Annotated in this window: 11 protein-coding genes and 1 riboswitch; of the genes, 6 read left to right on the top strand and 5 right to left on the bottom strand. The window is 72.1% G+C overall.

The window, feature by feature from the left end; all coding sequences use genetic code 11:
• Positions 1–156 precede the first annotated feature (156 nt).
• Positions 157–378, bottom strand: a riboswitch (cobalamin riboswitch).
• A 136-nt stretch (positions 379–514) separates the two neighbouring features.
• From BLV72_RS39885 to BLV72_RS39900, 4 genes are all read right to left on the bottom strand, one after another.
• A complete protein-coding gene (locus BLV72_RS39885; RefSeq protein WP_093468566.1) occupies positions 515–724 on the bottom strand; it encodes a hypothetical protein in 210 nt (69 codons plus the stop codon).
• Between the two features lie 189 nt (positions 725–913).
• A complete protein-coding gene (locus BLV72_RS39890) occupies positions 914–1828 on the bottom strand; it encodes a helix-turn-helix domain-containing protein (RefSeq protein ID WP_093468567.1) in 915 nt (304 codons plus the stop codon).
• A gap of 157 nt (positions 1829–1985) precedes the next feature.
• Entirely contained in the window at positions 1986–5183 is a 3198-nt protein-coding gene (locus tag BLV72_RS39895; protein ID WP_244321244.1) for an endo-alpha-N-acetylgalactosaminidase family protein, read from the bottom strand.
• 145 nt (positions 5184–5328) lie between these two features.
• Entirely contained in the window at positions 5329–5928 is a 600-nt protein-coding gene (locus BLV72_RS39900; RefSeq protein ID WP_093468570.1) for a GNAT family N-acetyltransferase, read from the bottom strand.
• A gap of 91 nt (positions 5929–6019) precedes the next feature.
• Here BLV72_RS39900 and BLV72_RS39905 point away from each other — a divergent pair, with 91 nt between their 5' ends.
• The 6 genes from BLV72_RS39905 (at position 6020) to BLV72_RS39930 (ending at position 16265) form a co-directional block, all read left to right on the top strand.
• On the top strand, positions 6020–6766 hold the full coding sequence (locus BLV72_RS39905) for a response regulator transcription factor (RefSeq protein WP_093468572.1): 747 nt from the start codon (positions 6020–6022) through the stop codon (positions 6764–6766).
• A gap of 101 nt (positions 6767–6867) precedes the next feature.
• On the top strand, positions 6868–8229 hold the full coding sequence (locus BLV72_RS39910; protein WP_244321245.1) for a sensor histidine kinase: 1362 nt from the start codon (positions 6868–6870) through the stop codon (positions 8227–8229).
• 75 nt (positions 8230–8304) lie between these two features.
• On the top strand, positions 8305–10383 hold the full coding sequence (locus BLV72_RS39915; RefSeq protein ID WP_093468575.1) for a glycoside hydrolase: 2079 nt from the start codon (positions 8305–8307) through the stop codon (positions 10381–10383).
• A gap of 118 nt (positions 10384–10501) precedes the next feature.
• On the top strand, positions 10502–13612 hold the full coding sequence (gene ileS, locus BLV72_RS39920) for an isoleucine--tRNA ligase (RefSeq protein WP_093468576.1): 3111 nt from the start codon (positions 10502–10504) through the stop codon (positions 13610–13612).
• Positions 13613–13629: 17 nt separating this feature from the next.
• Positions 13630–15228 (top strand): amino acid adenylation domain-containing protein, encoded by a 1599-nt coding sequence (locus BLV72_RS39925; protein WP_093468578.1) that lies wholly within the window; start codon positions 13630–13632, stop codon positions 15226–15228.
• Positions 15225–16265: a GNAT family N-acetyltransferase gene (locus BLV72_RS39930; RefSeq protein ID WP_093468580.1), complete on the top strand. Its 1041-nt coding sequence runs from the start codon at positions 15225–15227 to the stop codon at positions 16263–16265. Before BLV72_RS39925 ends, BLV72_RS39930 begins: the two co-directional genes overlap by 4 nt.
• Before the next feature lie 237 nt (positions 16266–16502).
• Here the strand turns inward: BLV72_RS39930 and BLV72_RS39935 are convergent, their stop codons facing one another.
• Positions 16503–17522 carry a class I SAM-dependent methyltransferase gene (locus BLV72_RS39935; RefSeq protein ID WP_093468581.1) on the bottom strand — a complete coding sequence of 340 codons (1020 nt, stop codon included), beginning with the start codon at positions 17520–17522 and terminating at the stop codon, positions 16503–16505.
• Between the last annotated feature and the right edge of the window lie 35 nt (positions 17523–17557).

Raw genomic sequence — 17557 nt, forward strand, 5'->3', positions numbered from 1 at the left:
CCTTCGCGAGATGAATCCCTGAGATCCCGGCGACGGGAGGAGAGCGCGAAGGGTGACAGACCGGACGCCACGGCCTCGCGCGGCATGCGCGCGGTCGTCCGACCGGAATGTTCGCCGACCCGCCCTCGAGGTCACCGGGTGTCCGCGCACGAGTCGTCCGTACGCGGGCAGATGGCAGGTCTTCGGACTCACGGGCGCGTCCTCTTGAGGGAGGACACCTAGTGGCCGTCGCTTCCCAGGCCCCTCTACCGGACCCAGTGCGTATGACGGCGGTCGTTCCCGCTCACCGCTGCGGGGCAGTCCCGGATTCCCACCGGGTTCCCTCTTACGACGCGTCCCGCCTGGCGGACGGGGCGAACCAGCTGCACCAGCCAGCCTACGGGGCCGTCCGGCGGTGTGCGGGGGTCGGTCCGGTATTCGGGAGGGTGAAGTGGAACACGCGATGGCCGAGGCTACGGCCGGTGCCGCCGGGCCGTGCACCGGCCGCACCCCGTCCATCAGCGAGATCAGCGGGTCAGCACGCGCCGGAGTCCGACCCGCCCGCCAGATTGACCGGGACGGTGACGAACGAGAACTGGTTGCTGGCGCAGACGCCGGGGAAGGTCGTGCTGCTGGAGTTGTTGACGGTCATATCGGGTGCGTCGTCCGCGAGGGCGCCGCCCGCGCCGACGGCGAGGGACGCGGCGGTGAGGGCGAGTGTGGACAGGGCGGTCCGGATACGCATGGGAACTCCTTGCTGGGGATCTGCCGCCGGATATGACCGGCTTCGCATGCATGGTGCCCCTTTGGTGGGGCAATCGCGGCGCACCGTCCCCCCAATGGCGGAAGCCACCCCCCGCAGCCGTCCGGCCGGCCCAAGGCGTGCGTCCGGTCAGCCGCCTGCGGTCAGCCGCCTGCGGTCATCCGCCGCCGGTCAGCCGCCGCCGCGCCGTCCGTCGTCCGCCGGTGCGGAGGGCGGGATCGTCGGTGGGCGGCTCGGGTCGGGGATGCGGTCGGTGAAGCCGCCGGGGACCGAGCGGCACTGCTGCTCGCGGAAGTGGACCGGTGCCGTGCCCACCCGGCGGGCGAACAGCCTGCTGAAGTAGGCGGGATCGTCGTAGCCGACGCGGCGGGCGATGGCGGCCACCGGCAGTTCGGTGCCGACGAGGAGTTCCTTGGCGCGGCCCAGCCGGATGCCGAGGAGGTAGTCCTTGGGGCTGCATCCCGCGCCGCGCCGTACCGCGGTGCGCAGTTCGGCCGGTGTCATGCCGTGCCGGGCGGCGTGTTCGGTCACCGAGAGCGGCTGGAAGGCGTCCCGGGCCAGGGCCTGGAGCACCGGATGTCCGTCGGCGCCGGTGTCGGCGCGGACGCGGCGGAGGGCGACGAGGAGTTCATGGACGGCGGCTGCGGTCTCGACCTCCAGGAACGGATTGCCCTGGCGCGCGGCGCGGGCGATCCGGCCGATGGCCGTACGGGCGGTGGCGGTGTCGGTGAGCGCGACCACGGGGCCGTCCGCGTCGAGATAGCCCAGGTCGGCGTAGGCGGCGGTGGCCGGTCCTGTGAAGTCGACGAACGCCTCGTCCCATCCGGTGTCCGGGTCCGGGGCGTAGTGGTGGGTGACCCCGGGGGTGAGCCAGAGCAGCGCGGGCGCGGTAACGGTGCGGCGGCGGCCGTCCGCGCCGCGGAACCATCCGCGGCCCGCGCTGATGACCACCGCCACATGGTGGTCCAGGACACGCGGGCCGACCACGGGCAGTACGCCGTGCTGGAGGCCGACACCCAGACACACCAGACCGAGCCGGTGATGGGCCGGGCTGGGCGTGAAGTACCGCATCCAGGTGTGATACATCCGCGGTCCCCTCCGGTCGGCTGTGTCCCATCACTCGCCGATCTTCGTCCACGGACTGCCCGGCCGCCAAGGGGAGGGGAGCCTGGCGGGGGCTTACCGGGGGAGGAGGGAGGGAGCCGGGCGGCAAAGGTATGTCCGCCCCGCTCCCCCCGCCGCGTCAGTCCAGCTCCTCCACGGTGAAGGAGTCGAGCGTGAACTCCGCGGTACCGCTGTCACCGGTCTTCCGCAGCCCCACCCACATCTCGCCGTCCGCGGGCGCGGTGACGGTGTAGCGGTGGGTGGCCCGCCCGGTGGCGGCGGGCAGGGGGGTGCGCTCCAGTTCGCGCGGTCCGGGTTCGTCCACGGCCGTGATCCATGCGTACTGACCGGCCGCCTCGTTGGCGTACGTCAGGCTCACCCGGTAACGCCGCCCCGGGCGGAAGCGGGCGGTGTGGGGCACGGTGCGGTAGACGAGACCCGCGTTCTCGCCACGTGACTTGAGGGACTGGCCGCCTTCGAGTACATCGTCGATCACCTTGCCGTTCCATCCGGCCTGGGTGAACGGGGCGTGCCGCTGGGCGATATGGGTGCGGGGGTCGGTCACCCCGCCCGCGTCGCCCTTGACGAACGGTCCCCAGCCCTGCGGCACCCGCTCGAAGTCCTCGTACACCAGAGTGCCGGGCTTCGTCGTGCGCCGGGCCCGCACCACCCGCAGCCGGTCGAAACGGACCCGGGCGCCGCCCTCGGCCACCGCCAGGGTGAGGGTGACCGGTCCGCCGCCCTCGGGGACGGTGAAGAAGGTGAACATCCGCTGGAAACGGGTGCCGTGTTTACGGTCGGCGGCCATGTGGTTGACGGCCGTCGAGGTCTCGGTCCAGTTCTCCGCGGTGACGCCGTCGGCGGTGTGCACCCGCAGCGCGGCCCGCCGCCGCTCACCGGCCTTCGCGCCCACTTCCACCTGGACGGAGGCCACATAGCCACCGGGGGCCAGCCGGTCGAGTCGCCGGCCGACGGTGGCGGCCGCGCCCTCGCCGACGACCAGTTCGTAGTCGCCGAGTGTGCTGCGTTCGACGGTGGCCGGACCCGTGGTCTGCCAGCCGCGCAGCGATCCGGAGTGGAAACCGGGGTCGTACAGCGGGGTGCCCTCGCCCCAGCCGGGGTCCGCCTGGGCGCGGGCCCGGGAGCGCAGCACCACGTACGGGACGTCGGGGTCGGCGGTGATGCTGACGTGGCCGTCGCGCACCGGCAGGGTGACCGGCTCGGCGCGCCCCTGGTCGGTGAGGCGGTACAGCACCACGGACCGCTGCCCCGACCAGCCGCGCGGCAGCGGCCAACGGGTGGTGCCACCGGCCGGGTTGTAGTGGTAGAGCTTGGCCGGGTCGGTGGCCTCGCGCGGCTCCCAGGGCAGCAGATAGCCGCCGCCCTCGTAGACCGCCCGCCCGTCGGTGGTGATGCGGCGGACGCCACCGGTGTCGGTGACCGAGGTGCGGCCTGGCCCCTCGAAGGTGATCTCGTGCTCGTCCCAGGTGCGGATGGGATACGCCTGGAGGTACTTGGCGGGCAGGCTGTGGGTCCAGATGAGCCGGTAGAAGGCGGTCCAGTCGGTCTTGCCGGTCCAGCCCTCGAAGTTGCCCATCCGGGGGATGCCCAGCAGGGTCGGCCACTTGTCGGCGAAGACGTCCTTCTGGTGGTTGCGGATGAAGCGGATGAGCCGGGAGTTGATACCGCGCGAGGTGTCCGGGCCGTAGTCGGTCTCGGTCGCCCAGTGCGACCACAGGGAGGAGCGCTCCAGCCCGTGGCCCCATTCGGTGGTCACGCGCCAGCCCTGGTCGCGCAGGGCCCGCTGGAGCCGGTCGGAGTTCCAGCCGGACTCGCGGAAGACGTCGATGTAGAGCGCGGCGAGGGCCGGGTCGGTGTCGTCGCGCAGGTCCTGGAAGCGCCGGATGATGTCGCCGGAGACCAGGTCGCGGCGGGGGTCGATGCGGTAGGACTGGTCCAGCCAGTCCCACTGCTTGTCGTCTCTGTCGACCAGCGTCTCGGAGAAGGCGTTGGCCACCGGATAGGACTCGGTGGCGTTGACGTGCACCGCGAAGTCGCTGTTCCAGCGGCGCCCGGAGCGCAGCAGGGTGTTGAGGTCGGCCAGGCCGCCGGCGCGGGTGTTGTAGTTGCCCGCGTAGTCGGGATGGGCGGAGTCATGGCCTTCCGACTGGTAGCCCTTGAGCAGGGTGTACTGCCGCAGTCCGTCGGTGGCCAGCGCGATCCGCTTGACGTTGTCGAGGGTGTCGAGGAAGGGGTTGGTGGCCTGGCTGGCGAAGTTGAACGGGATGTGCGGGACGACCCGCAGATGCTGTTCGTCGGCGCCGAGCGGATTCACCATGATGTCGCGGAAGGCGATGGCGGCGTCCTGCCAGTCGACCACGCCGTCGCCGTTGCGGTCCCGGGTGAGGACCACGGTGGCCCAGGGGAGCGGTTCGGTGGCGCCGACGGCCGCGGTGGCGGCCCGGTGGGTCCACTCACCGCAGGTGAGCCGGGTGGTGATCTGGCCGTCCTCCGGTACCGTCTGCCGCCACAGCCGTCCGTTGTCCCAGGTGGTGCCCGCGGCGGAGGAGGGCTTGTCCCAGACCGTGTTGGTCTCGACGGCGGCCGCGAGCCGGTCGGTGCTGACAACGGCGTAGGCGCAGCCGATGGGTGCGCCGTCGGTGGGGGTGTCGGCCGTGGGCCGGACGGTGGTGTCACCGCTCTTGGCCTGGTCGAGGTCGATCCGGGCGGCCAGCAGGGTGGCGCCCGGCTGGTCGGCGCGGATGCTGAGGAACGCCAGTTGGGGGATGCGCAGGGTGCCCACGCGCAGCGCTTCGGTGTCGGCGATCCGGGTGACCCGCCAGTCGACCTGCCATTCGCTGACCCGGATCCGGATGTCGATCTCGGTGTCCGCGCCGGAGGCGGACGCGCTGGTGGTGTCCGCCCCGGAGGTGTCCGCCGCCGAGGTGGCCGTGGTCGCGCCGAAGGCGAGCGTGTAGCTGATGTGGTCCGGGCCGCCGGTGACGGCGGTGGTGCGCGGGGTGCGTTCGATGCCGTCGATGAGCACCGAACGGACCGGCTCCCGCTGGCCGTGCAGCAGCGCGCCGGTCTCGCGGTCGATGTACGCGACGATGCGCGGGAACTCCGGGTCCACCCGGACCTCCAGCCGCTTCGACCGCAGCGTGCGCTCGGTGGCGCCGGCGTGTGCGGCGGCACGGCCGGGCGCCGTGTCACGGGCGTGCGCGGTGTCACCGCCCGTGCCGATGGCCGTTCCGATTCCGGCCAGTGTGGTGGTGACCACGACCGCTCTGCGGCCGGGCCATCCCTCCTTCGGCCGCCCCTCCTCTGCGTAGGTCAACGCGCCGGCTCCTCCCTCGCTGGTGGGAATGGTGCTCCACCTTGGGACGGCGGCGGGGCGACCGCCCATGGACAAGTGCGCGGGGGTGTTGGACTAACGGGCCGTACCGTCGGGGGCTGACGGGCCGTGGCGCGGGCGCCGGTCGTCACCACAGGCGGTCGATCTCGCCGGGGTACAGCCCGATCCGGGCGGCGAGGAAGTCGGCGCGGTGGCGCCGTGCCGTAGGGGAGAAGAAGTGCGCCATGGTGACCTTGTCGAAGGCGGGCTGGTCGCTCGGGAAGGGGGCGTCCGGGGTGCCTCCGATGAGCACCGTGCCGGGCAGCGGCTGCCATCCCGCGCCCGTGTAGAAGTCCCGTAGCGGCCGGTCGCAGGTGAACAGGCCCAGGTCGAGACCGGAATCGGCCATCGCCCGGTGGGCGGCGGCCACGAGGCGCGCGCCATGCCCCCGGCCACGTACCGCCCGCCGGGTGACCACCGTGCTCAGCCCCCCGACCCGGTAGGACCGGCCCGCATGGGTGAGGGTCGTGGTGAGGATGTCCAGGGCGGCCGGCACGGTGCCCTCGCCGCGGCCGTCGCCATCGTCCACGAGCAGCATCGACACCGGGCGCAGCGCGGGGTCATGGGTGGGCCCGGGTTCGCCCCGGGCGCCGGGATCCGCCGGGGGCCACGCGTCCTGCTGCAACTCCCATACCTCGGCGCTAAGCGGGGCCGGTGTCTCGGCTTCGGGGTAGGACAGGATCCGCACCCGCTCATGGTGGCCGATGCCGTTAAGAGTGTTCTAAGAGCGTGTTCTGCCAGGGTGGGCACTGACCTGTGCCCATCCGAAAGGCCCCGTGATGTCCGCTGCCGCGTCCTCCCCGTCCGGCCGGGGAAAGCCCACCGACCCCCGGACGGCGGCCGTGCTGGTGGTGGACGACGATCCGGAGGTCCGCGCCGCGCTGGTGGACGGACTGGCCGTGGAGGGGTACGAGGTGCGGGTGGCCGGGGACGGGCTGGCGGCTCTCGGCGCGATCGCCGCCGCACCGCCGGACGCCATCGTGCTGGACCTGGCCATGCCGGTGATGGACGGACTGGCGGTGTGCCGTCGGCTGCGCGGGCTCGGCGACCGTACGCCCGTCCTGGTGCTCACCGCCCGGGACCGGATCAGCGAGCGGGTGGCGGGGCTGGACGCGGGGGCCGACGACTACCTGGTCAAGCCGTTCGCGCTGGACGAACTGCTGGCCCGGCTGCGGGCGCTGCTGCGGCGTGCCGCGCCCGTCGGGGCCCTCGACGAGAATGTGTCCGGTGTGCTCTCCTTCGCCGATCTGACCGTCGATCCGCAGAGCCGCACCGGAATGCGCGGCGGACGGCGGATGGAGTTCACCCGCACCGAGTTCGCGCTGCTGGAGGTGTTTCTGCGCCATCCGGGCCAGGTGCTGCCGCGGGAGCTGATCCAGGAGCTGGTGTGGGGCACCGAGTTCGCCTCGGACTCCAACTCGCTGGCGGTGTACATCGGTTATCTGCGCCGCAAACTGGAGGCGGAGGGTGCTCCGCGGCTGGTCCACACGGTGCACGGCATCGGTTACGAACTGGGCGAGCGATGAGCGCCGCCCGTCGGTCCGGAGAACGTCGCTCTGGAGAACTGCGATCTGGCGGACGCCGAGCCGGGAGCCGTCTGACGGGCCGACTGCCGCTGCGCACCCGGATGGCGCTGATCACCTCGGCCGCGGTGGCGCTGGTCACGGTCGGGGTGTGCGCCGCCGCGTACGTGGTCATCCGCTACGAGCTGGTGCGGCAGCTCGACCTCCAGCTCACCCGGCAGGCCACCCTGCTCGCCCAGGAGCGGCGTGAGGAGGGCGCCGGGACGCTGTACGGCGAATGCCGCTGGCTGGCCGCCCCGGCCTGCGCGCAGGTCGTCACCCCGCGGACGGGCACACCGGGCCGCCCGGCGGGCAGGGACCTGCTGATCCCGATCACCGACGCCACCCGTCAGGTGGCCGCGGGCACCCGCGGCGCGTACTACAGCGAGGTCACCGTGCGCGGACACCGGATGCGCACGCTGACCACCCCGCTGCGCGGCCCTCGCGCGCTCCAGATCGCGGTGCGTTCCGACACCGTCGAGCAGGGCGAACGTCAGGCCGCGCGGCTGCTCGCCGCCGTCGGCGCGGCGGGGGCGCTGCTCGCCGCCGGGCTCGGCTATCTCGCCTCGCGGCGGGCGCTGGCGCCCGTCACCCGGCTCACCGCCACCGCCGAACGGATCGCCGCCACCCGCGATCCGGCCCATCGCATCGAGCTGCCGCCGGAGGAGGGGCGGCGCGGGGACGAGATCTCCCGGCTGGCGGGGAGCTTCAACACCATGCTCGGCGAGCTGGAGGCGTCGGTGGCGGCCCAGCGCCGTCTGGTGGCCGACGCCTCGCATGAGCTGCGCACCCCGCTGACCGCGCTGCGCACCAACGCCGAGTTGCTGGCCCGTGCCGACCGGCTGTCCCCCGCCCAGCGGGACCGTGCCGCGTCGGCGCTCGGCGGCCAGTTGCGCGAGGTGACCGGTCTGGTCAACGATCTGATCGAGCTGGCGCGGGACGAGGAGCCGCTGCCGCTGGTGGAGCCGGTGCGACTGGATCTGCTGGCAGCCCGGTGTGTCGAGGAGGCCCGCTCGCACTGGGCGCACACCACCTTCGCCGCGGAGCTGGCCGAGGTCACGGTGGACGGGGTGCCCGCGCGGCTGGCCCGGCTGCTGACCAATCTGCTGGACAACGCCGCGAAGTTCAGCCCGCCCGGCGCCGAGGTGGAGGCCCGGTTGACCTCTGGCGCCCACGCCATCGACCTCACCGTCCGTGACCACGGGCCCGGTATCGCCGCCGAGGACCTGCCGTACGTCTTCGACCGCTTCTACCGCTCCCGGCAGGCCCGTGCGCTGCCCGGTTCCGGGCTGGGGCTGGCCATGGCCCGGCAGATCGCCCGGGCACACGGCTCGGCGCTCACCGCGGAGGCGGCCGAGGGCGGCGGTGCGCTCTTCCGGCTGCGCATCCCGCGCCACCGGTCCGGCGGCCCGGCCCCGAAGGCGTAAGCCCTCCGAGCCCCTCCGAGCCCTCCGGGCCCACTTCTTAGAAGCCCTCTTATATCGGCTCGCTATCAACGTCCCATGAGACGCAACCACTTCACCCCGCCGCGGGTGACCGCCGCGGTGGCGCTGGCGGGCGCGGTGTCCTGCCTCGCCCTCGCCTCGACCACCCTCGCCTCCACCACCCACTCCGGCACCGCCCGCTCCGGGGACGCACCCCGGCCGGTCGTGGTCGGTGGCCACCGTGTGGAGGTCCCGGTGTCGGGTGGCACCGCCACCGTCGACACCACCTCGTTGCGGGTCACGGCCCGTACGGGTCAGGGGACCGTGGAGCTGTCCGCGCCCGCCGCCACCGCTCCCGGGAAGCCCGGCTCGGTGACCACCTCCCCGGGCACCGCCCGCTGGAGCTATCCGGACACCGGACTGGACGTCACGGCCCGCGCCGGTGACAACGGCCGCCTGGAGCTGTCGGTGACGGCCACCGACAAGGCCACCGGGAAGGCCGCTGGTGAGGCCACCGGAGAGCCCGCAGCCGAGACCGTCCGCACCCTCTCGTGGCCGGTCACCGGCACCGACCGGCGCGCCACCGCCGTACAGCTCCCGCGCGGCGAGGGGCTGTCGCTGCCGGTGGCCGACCGCTTCTGGAACTCATCCCGGGCCGATCTGGTGGACACCGACATGGCCATGGAGTCGGATCTGTCGATGCCGCTGTGGGGCTACACGCTCGGCGACCGCCAGGGCGTGAGCTATCTCGTGCCCAGTGACATCGGCACCTCGCTGCGCGTCACCTCCGACGCGGGCAGGCTGCGCACCGCCGCCACCCACCGGTTCTCGCACGCCGACGGCACCGCGCGCTACACCGTGGCCTTTTCCCTCACCGACGGCTCCCCGGTGGCCGCCGCCCGCGACTACCGCGCCTGGCTCGGCGAACACGGACAGTTGAAGAGCCTGCGGGAGAAGATCCGGGAGACCCCGGCCACCGGGAAGCTGCTCGGCGCGTTCCACGCCTATCTGTGGGGCGACGCCCGCAAGGCCGACTTCATGGGCAGGCTGCGCGGCCTCGGCGTGGACCGCATGTGGCTGGGCTACGACGCCGACGACCGGCCGATGGACGCCGCGGCCACCGCGGCCGCGAAGAAGGCGGGCTATCTCGTCGGCCCGTACGACTCGTTCGCCAACGGCCAGGACCCGGCCACCTCCGACGCGCCGACGTCCACCTGGCCCGGCACGTTGTACCCGGACTTCTGCGTCCGGGACACCGACGGCAAGCCCGTCCCCGGCTTCCACGACCGTGGCTGCTACCTCTCCTCCGAGGCGTTCGAGAAGGCCGAGCCGCGCCACCACTACCTCGCCGACCGCACCCGCGGGATGACCGAGGCGGGCGCCGACAGCTACTTCCTCGATGTGGACGCGGCCGGTGAGCTGTTCCGCGACCACAGTGCCGCTCACCCCATGACCAAGGCGGAGGACCGCGCCAACCGGCTGGCCCGGATGAAGCGGCTGTCCGACCGCGGGCTGGTCCTGGGCTCGGAGTCCGCCGGGGCGTGGGCCAACCGGGACCTCGCCTTCGACCACGGCTCGGGCACCCCGGTGGCGGGCGGTCTGTGGACGGCGCAGCGCGACAAGGCGACCTGGGGCGGCTACGCCCCCGCCGACGCGCCGGGCGTCTTCTTCAAGCCCGCGGAGCTGCCCGCCGATGTGGCGAAGGCGATGTACGACCCGGTGTACCGGGTGCCGCTGTACGAGACCGCGCTCCATGACTCCGTGGTGAACACCGAGCGCTGGGAGCTGTCGTACGACAAGCTGCCACGGCAGAAGACCGACCGGGCGCTGCTCGGCATGCTGTACAACACCCCGCTCAACTTCGTGCTCACCGGTGACTCGCTGGAGCGCAGCGGCCGCGAACTCGCCACTCTCCAGCGGTACTTCGCGCCCCTGCACAAGGCCGCCGGTACCGAGCCGCTGACCGATTTCCGGGCGCTGACCGCCGATCGCACCGTGCAGCGCACCGTCTTCGGCGGCGGCACCCTCACCGTCACCGCCAACTTCGGCGGTACACCCCATAAGGGCCTGCCCGGTGGCTGTGTGGACGCGGAACTCCGCGACGACACCGCACCGCGGCGGCTGTGCCCGGCCACGGTGAACGGAACCGCCGGGTAATCGCCCGGCGCCGTCGATGGGGAGGCCGATGTTTCCACGATTACCGGACGTTGCCCGGCGCATCGTTAGAGTCGGCCCTCACTGCACTGCGGGCCGACCCTGCGAGGTTTACTGAGCGATGGCATATCCAAAGGCCGGGGCCGAAGGCGTACCCGCGAGACCGCACTTCCCGGATGTCGAACTCGACGTACTGGATTACTGGGAGAAGCACGACATCTTCCATGAGTCCGTGGCAGCGCGGAAATCCGACGACGCCGAAGAATTCGTGTTCTACGACGGGCCGCCGTTCGCCAATGGCCTGCCGCACTACGGGCATCTGCTGGCGGGCTATGCGAAGGACGTGGTGCCGCGCTATCAGACGATGCGAGGGCGCCGGGTCGAGCGGCGGTTCGGCTGGACCTCGCACGGGTTGCCCGCGGAGCTGGATGCCGAGAAACAACTCGGCATCACCGCCAAGTCCGATATCGAGCGGATGGGCGTCGAGCGGTTCAACGAGGTGTGCCGGACGACGGTGATGCGCTATACCGGCGAATGGCGCGACTACGTCAGTCGGCAGGCCCGCTGGGTCGACTTCGACGAATCCGTCAAAACCCATGACCTCGACTACATGGAGAGCGTCATGTGGGCGTTCAAAACCATGTGGGACAAGGGGCTCATCTATCAGGGACATTCGGTTTCCTGGTATTGCGCGCACTGCGAGACCCCGCTGGCCAATGCCGAGAGCAGCGGCCGTATCGACGGCAGCGACACCCATCGCGACGTGCCGGGCAGCACCGTGGTCGTGGCCGTACGGCTGGACAGTGGCGAGCTGCTGCTGGTGGAGTCCGACCAGCCCTGGGCGCTGCCGGGCGCCACGGCGGTCGCGGTGCACCCCGACGCTCAGTACGCCGTGGTGGAGCACGCCGGACGGCGCCTGGTGGTGGCGGCCGACCGGCTCGACGCCCATGCCGATCTGGTGGGCGACGGACCGGTGGTCGCCCACCACAGCGGCGCCGAGCTGGCGGGACGCACATACACCCCGCTGTTCGACTTCTCCGCCCCCGCCGACGACAGCCATGTCGTGGTGGCGGAGCGCTTCGTGGACACCGACGAGGGCACCGGTGCGGTGGCCGTGACCCCGTGTTTCGACGAGCGGGACCACACCCTCGCCACCGACGCGGGCATCGGCCGGATCTATCCGGTCGACTCCGGCGGCCGGTACACCGACGAGGTGCCGCCGTGCGCGGGAGCCCCGGTGCTGGAGTCCGCCGAGACCGTGACCGGTCTGCTGGCGGCGAGCGGCGCACTGCTGAGCAGCCGGCCGCACACCCGGTCCCGGCCGCACTGCTGGCGCTGCGGCAATCAGCTGCTGCAGCAGGCCATCCCCACCTGGTTCGTCGCCGTCACCCGGATCCGCACCCGCATGCTCGAACTCAACGAGCGGATCCAGTGGACACCCGAGCATGTGCGCGACGGCCAGTTCGGCAACTGGGTGCGTGGCGCCAAGGACTGGAACATCTCCCGCAACCGCTACTGGGGTGCTCCCATCCCGGTGTGGGTGTCGGACGACCCGGCCCATCCCCGGGTCGATGTGTACGGCTCCCTGGACGAGATCGAGCGCGACTTCGGCGTACGGCCGAGTGATCTGCACCGTCCGTACATCGACGAGCTGACGCGCCCCAACCCCGACGATCCGTCGGGCCGGGCGGTGATGCGGCGGGTGCCCGAGGTGCTGGACTGCTGGTTCGAGACCGGCTCCATGCCGTTCGCGCAGGTGCACTACCCCTTTGAGAACGCCGAGTGGTTCGAGCGCCACTCCCCGGGTGACTTCGTGGTCGAGTACTACGCCCAGACCCGGGGCTGGTTCTACAACATGCACGTCATGTCCACCGCGCTGTTCGACCGGCCGGCCTTCGCCAACTGCACCGTCCTCGGTGTGGTGCTCGGCCACGACGGCCAGGCCATGTCCAAGGCGCGCAACAACTACCTCGATGTCAACGACATCTTCGCCCGTGACGGCTCCGACGCCATGCGCTGGTTCCTCATGAGCTCGCCCCTGCTGCGCGCCCGCGACCTGGAGGTCACCGAGGCCGGCAGCAAGGAAGCCCTGCGCCAGGTGCTGCTGCCGCTGTGGAACGCCTGGCACTTCCTGGCCCTGTACGCGGGCGACACCGAGGGCCACGTCCGCACCGAGGCGGACCATCCGCTGGACCGCTACCTCCTCGCGAAGACCCGTGACCTGGTCGAGCTGACGACCGGCGCGATGGACGGCTACGACCTGTCCCGCGCGTGCTCCGCCCTGCGCGACCACCTGGATGTGCTGACCAACTGGTACATCCGCTGCTCCCGCGACCGGTTCGCCGCCGGAGACCGCGCGGCGGTGGACACCCTGCACACCGCGCTCGAAGTGCTGTGCCGGCTGATGGCACCGCTGCTGCCGCTGATCACCGAACGGATCTGGCGCGGGCTGACCGGCGGCCGGTCGGTGCATCTGACCTCATGGCCCACTCCCGGGGAACTGCCGTCCGACCCGGAGCTGGTGCGGGTGATGGACCGGGTGCGGGAGGTCGCCTCGACCGCGCTCGGCCAGCGCAAGAGCCACCAGTTGCGGCTGCGGCTGCCCCTGGCGCGGCTGGTGATCGCCGACCCCGACGCCCCCGCGCTGGAGCCCTACGCCGGACTGCTGCGCGACCAGCTCAATGTCAAGGACGTCCAGCTCACCACCGATGTCTCCGCACACGGCCGGATGCGGCTGACCGTCGACCCCCGTAAGTGCGGGCCCCGCCTCGGCGGGGCGGTGCAGGAGGTCATCCGTGCCGCGGCCACCGACGACTGGACGACGAACGAGGACGGGAACGTCGTGGCGGCGGGGCGGGAACTGCTCGCCGGTGAGTACGAGCTGCGGCTCGTCGCCGACGGACCGGGCGCCGTCGCGGCGCTGCCCGGCGGAGCCGGACTGGTCGTCCTCGACGTCGAGGTGACCGAGGAACTGGCGGCCGAGGGCGCGGCGCGTGACCTGGTGCGCGTGGTGCAGCAGGCGCGCCGCGCGGCCGGTTTCGAGGTGTCCGACCACATCGCGCTGAGCGTCGATCTGCCCGAGACGGTGGCGGCACGGATCCGCGCCCACGACGCGCTGCTGAAGGCCGAGACCCTGGCCGGGCGCCTGACGTTCGGCCCCGTCGCGGACGCCGCTCACGAGGGCCTGATCGGCGAGGGCACCGCGGTCCGGGTGCACATCGACAAGCTCTGACACAGGAAGAGAAACGGATGACCCGTCTTGACGCGCTTGTGAGCGCACAGGCCACGCGAACTCCGGAAGCGGACGCGGTCGTGTTCGGCCCGACCCGGCTGACCTATCGAGAGCTGGAGGAACGCTCCCACCGGCTGGCCCACGCGCTGCGGGCCGGCGGGCTGCGCCCGGACGACCGCGTGTGCGTGCTGGTGCCCAAGGGTGCGGACGCGGTGGTGTTCCTGCTCGGTGTGCTCAAGGCCGGTGGCGTCTGTGTGCCCCTGGACACGGCGTCGCCGGTGGACCGGCTGGTGTCCATCGTGAACCAGACCGCGCCATGCCTGCTCCTGGCCGACCGGGAGCGGACCACCTTGGCCACCGAGGTGGCGGCCGGTGCCGTGCCCGGCGCGGTGGCGGGCCTGTGCCTGCCCGACGGGGACGGCACGGCCGCGGGCGACCTCCCCTCGATCACCGCGGCCGATATCGCCTCGGCGCCGACGACGGCGCCCGAACCGGTCAGCGGCGCATCCGGCGTTGCCTATGTGCTGTTCACCTCCGGCTCGTCGGGCGAGCCCAAGGGCGTACCGCTCACCCACGCCGGCATCGTCCACTTCGTGACCTGGGCCAACGAACACTTCGGGCTCGGCCCGGACGACCGGATCTCCTGCCATCTGCAAATGCACTTCGACGGCTCGCTGTGGGATGTGTACGGGCCGCTGATCTGCGGGGCCGAGCTGCATCTGGTCCCGCCGGAGGCGAGCCTGCTGCCGACCACACTGGCCGCGTTCATCCGCGAGGCACGGCTGACCCAGTGGCTCTCGGTGCCGTCCGTGCTCAGCGCGATGGCCCGCCACGACGTGGTGGAGAAGGACGACTTCCCGCATCTGCGCCGGGTGTTGTGGGGCGGTGAGGTCTTCCCGCCCACGGATGTGGAGTACTGGATGCGCCGGCTGCCCCATGTCACCTTCACCGGTTTCTACGGCACCACCGAAACCACCATCGCCAGCTCCTTCCACACCCTCACCGACCTGCCCGACGAGGCGCTTCCGGTCGGCCGGGCCATCCCCGGCGAGTGGCTGGAGGCCGTCGACGACCAGGTGCGCCCGGTCGCCCCCGGCGAGGTGGGCGAGATGGTGATCGGCGGCGCGGGAGTCAGCCCGGGGTACTGGCGTGACCCGGAGCGGACCGCGGCCTCGTTCATCGAGCTGCCCCCCGGCTCGGGACGGCGCGCGTACCGCACCGGAGACCTCGGCAGCAAGGACGCGGACGGGCTGCTGCGCTTCCACGGCCGCGCCGACCGCCAGGTCAAGGTCAACGGCTACCGCGTGGAGCTGGACGAGGTGATGACCGAGCTGCACTCGCTGCCGGAGATCGCCGCCGGGGCGGTGGTGTCGGTGCCGGGCGCCGCCGGGTCCCCGCTGATCTGCGCCGCCTACACCCTCGCCGCCGGTGTCTCGCTGACGACCGCGCAGGTGAAGGCACGGCTCGCGCACAAGGTGCCCGGGTACATGCTGCCGTCGCGCTGGCTCGCACTTAAGTCGCTGCCCGTCAACGCCAACGGCAAGACCGACCTGCGCGCACTCCAGCAGCGCTTCACCGCCGACGAGGCCGTCCCCGGCGGCGGTGGCGGCGCGTGAGCGAGTTCTCCTTCACGGCCTGTACGGCCCGGGACAGAGCGGAGATCGCGGACTTCCAGGACTCGCTCTGGCGCGGCGGCCGCGACGCCAACCTGGCCTATATGGACTGGAAGTACGCCACCAACCCCCACCTCGACGACCGGTATGTCACCCTCGCCCGCGAGGGGGGAGAGCTGGTCGGCATGGTGGGGGTCTTCGGCGCCTGCTGGGAGGTGGCGGGGCAGCGGTTCATGCTGCCCTGCCTGACCGACACCGTGGTCGCCCCCCGGTACCAGGGCAGCCCGCTGTTCCGGATGCTCACCGACGAGGTGGTGGCACGGCTGCGCGCCGACGGTGTGCCCTGGCTGCTGGACTTCGGCGACCAGGGGGCCGGCCCCGCCATGCTGATGAACGGATGGCGCCCGATCGGCCCCTGGGCGCAAGCGGTGGTGAAGCGCGAGAAGCCACTGGTGGCGGAATGGCCGTGGCATGAGCTGCCCGCCACCCGAGGAGCCAGGTCCGGCCTGACCCTACGTCCGCCGGCCGCCGTGGAGGCGGAGGCGATGGCGGGGCTGGTGGCCCGGCTGCCGGGCGGCGAAGGCCCGCGCCCGGTGCGGGACGCCGCCTACTTCCGCTGGCGCGCCGCCAACCCACTGGCCCGGTACTTCCATCTGGTGGCCGGCGACGGACCCATCGAGGGCTATCTCATCGGGCACCGCTCGGGCGTCGACACCGACGACGGTGAGACCCCTACGACCATCGTGGACTGCGAGGCCACCTCCGACGAGGTGTTCGCGGATCTGGTGGAGACCGCCCTGACGTGGCTGCCCGGCGCCGAGGTGCTGATGTGGGTCCGCGATCTGCCGGCGGTGCGGGTGGCGGCGCTGCGTGCGCTCGGCGCCGAACTCGACGAGCCCACCGGCCTGTTCACCCGCGACATGTACCTCCCCAGCCTGATGGTCCGCGCGACCGGCGCCGAGATGCCGCCCGCGCTGAGCGACCTTGACCGGCCGGACGGCTGGAATCTGAGCGGAGTCTCCGGCCGCGCCTGGCGTTGACACCGGCCGACCCCCTATCCATCTCGACGGACGAAAGCGCCGCTCGCCCCCTTCCCAGGAGGCGAGCGGCGCTTTCGTCGCAGCTCTACGGCGTATCCGGAGGGTCACGCGGCGGAGCCGCATATCGATGCTTCCCCCTCCCCGCCTTCCAGCCCCTCCGGCGTTTGAGGAGCGGGGTCTGGGGCGGAGCCCCAGTTGAGGGAAGGGACGGGGAGGGGGAACAGCACGCCGCGGGCGTCAGCGGCCGGGGCGCAGCTCGAAGAGCAGACCGCCGGGCGGCCGGTTGAACTCCTGGACCGCCTCGCACTCCCAGCCGGAGGCGTCGAACGCCGCCATCCAGTCCGACCGCGTCGGCAGCGTCACCCCCATCAGCGCGTGCGCGAACTCGAAGCCCAGGGTGAAGATGGGCGTATGCGGACCCGGCGCCACCTCGCTGCGCACCACATCGCACAGCAGGAACCGCTCGACATCGGGGAAGACCTCGCGGATCCGGCGCAGCACCGTCACACACTTGTCGTACGGCCAGAAGTCATGCCCCATGAAGACGCAGGTGACCGTGTCGATACCGGCGAACTCCGAGAGCTGGGGCAGCGCGTGCACATCGCCGTGGTGGACCGAGATCCGGTCCGCCATCCCGGCCTCGGCGAAGGAGGCCCCGGACAGTTCCACGGCCGCGGGCGCGATGTCCACTCCGACGCCACGGACGCCGGGGTGGTTGCCCGCGATACGGATGAGCCGCTGGCCGGAGCCGCAGCCCAGGTCGCACACGGCACGCGGCGGCTGGTCGGCGAGGATCTTGTCGAAGCGCAGCTCGACCTCGACATCGCCGATCATCCGGGAGCTCACCGCCACGGCCCGCATGTCCCGGTGGTAGAACTCGCCGTGCCGGTTGCGCTCCAGCGCCACATGCGGTGCCCGGCTGGTCAGCTCGCCGTTGCCACCGGCCAGCCAGTAGAAGTAGCCACGGTCGAGGTAGGCCGCCTCGAAGCCCGGTCCCGGGCGGGCGGACCGGTCGTCCAGCGCGACGATGCCGGCCCATTCCAGGGGCAGGAGTATGCCGCGGACCACGGCGGGGTCGATCCGGTCCGCGCCCTCCTGACGGTCGTCGAACCGGATCTCGCCGCGGTCCTTGAGGTCGTCGAGCAGCCCGAGTTCCACGGCGGCCGACAGGGCGGAGACCGCCACGGACGAGCAGAACAGGGAATCGGTGGTCGGAGTGGCTGCCGGAGTGGGGGTGAAGTGCGGTGTCGTCGTCATCGCTGCTCCTTGTGTGGTGAGGGGGTGGGTGCGCG

Source organism: Streptomyces melanosporofaciens (assembly GCF_900105695.1).
Classification (GTDB): domain Bacteria; phylum Actinomycetota; class Actinomycetes; order Streptomycetales; family Streptomycetaceae; genus Streptomyces; species Streptomyces antimycoticus.

What these genes read in the sequence shown, in the direction of transcription:
- BLV72_RS39885 (WP_093468566.1), bottom strand. Translation starts at nt 724, where the DNA reads ATGCGTATCCGGACCGCCCTGTCCACACTCGCCCTCACCGCCGCGTCC.
- BLV72_RS39890 (WP_093468567.1), bottom strand. Translation starts at nt 1,828, where the DNA reads ATGTATCACACCTGGATGCGGTACTTCACGCCCAGCCCGGCCCATCAC.
- BLV72_RS39905 (WP_093468572.1), top strand. Translation starts at nt 6,020, where the DNA reads ATGTCCGCTGCCGCGTCCTCCCCGTCCGGCCGGGGAAAGCCCACCGAC.
- BLV72_RS39910 (WP_244321245.1), top strand. Translation starts at nt 6,868, where the DNA reads ATGGCGCTGATCACCTCGGCCGCGGTGGCGCTGGTCACGGTCGGGGTG.
- BLV72_RS39915 (WP_093468575.1), top strand. Translation starts at nt 8,305, where the DNA reads ATGAGACGCAACCACTTCACCCCGCCGCGGGTGACCGCCGCGGTGGCG.
- ileS (WP_093468576.1), top strand. Translation starts at nt 10,502, where the DNA reads ATGGCATATCCAAAGGCCGGGGCCGAAGGCGTACCCGCGAGACCGCAC.
- BLV72_RS39925 (WP_093468578.1), top strand. Translation starts at nt 13,630, where the DNA reads ATGACCCGTCTTGACGCGCTTGTGAGCGCACAGGCCACGCGAACTCCG.
- BLV72_RS39935 (WP_093468581.1), bottom strand. Translation starts at nt 17,522, where the DNA reads ATGACGACGACACCGCACTTCACCCCCACTCCGGCAGCCACTCCGACC.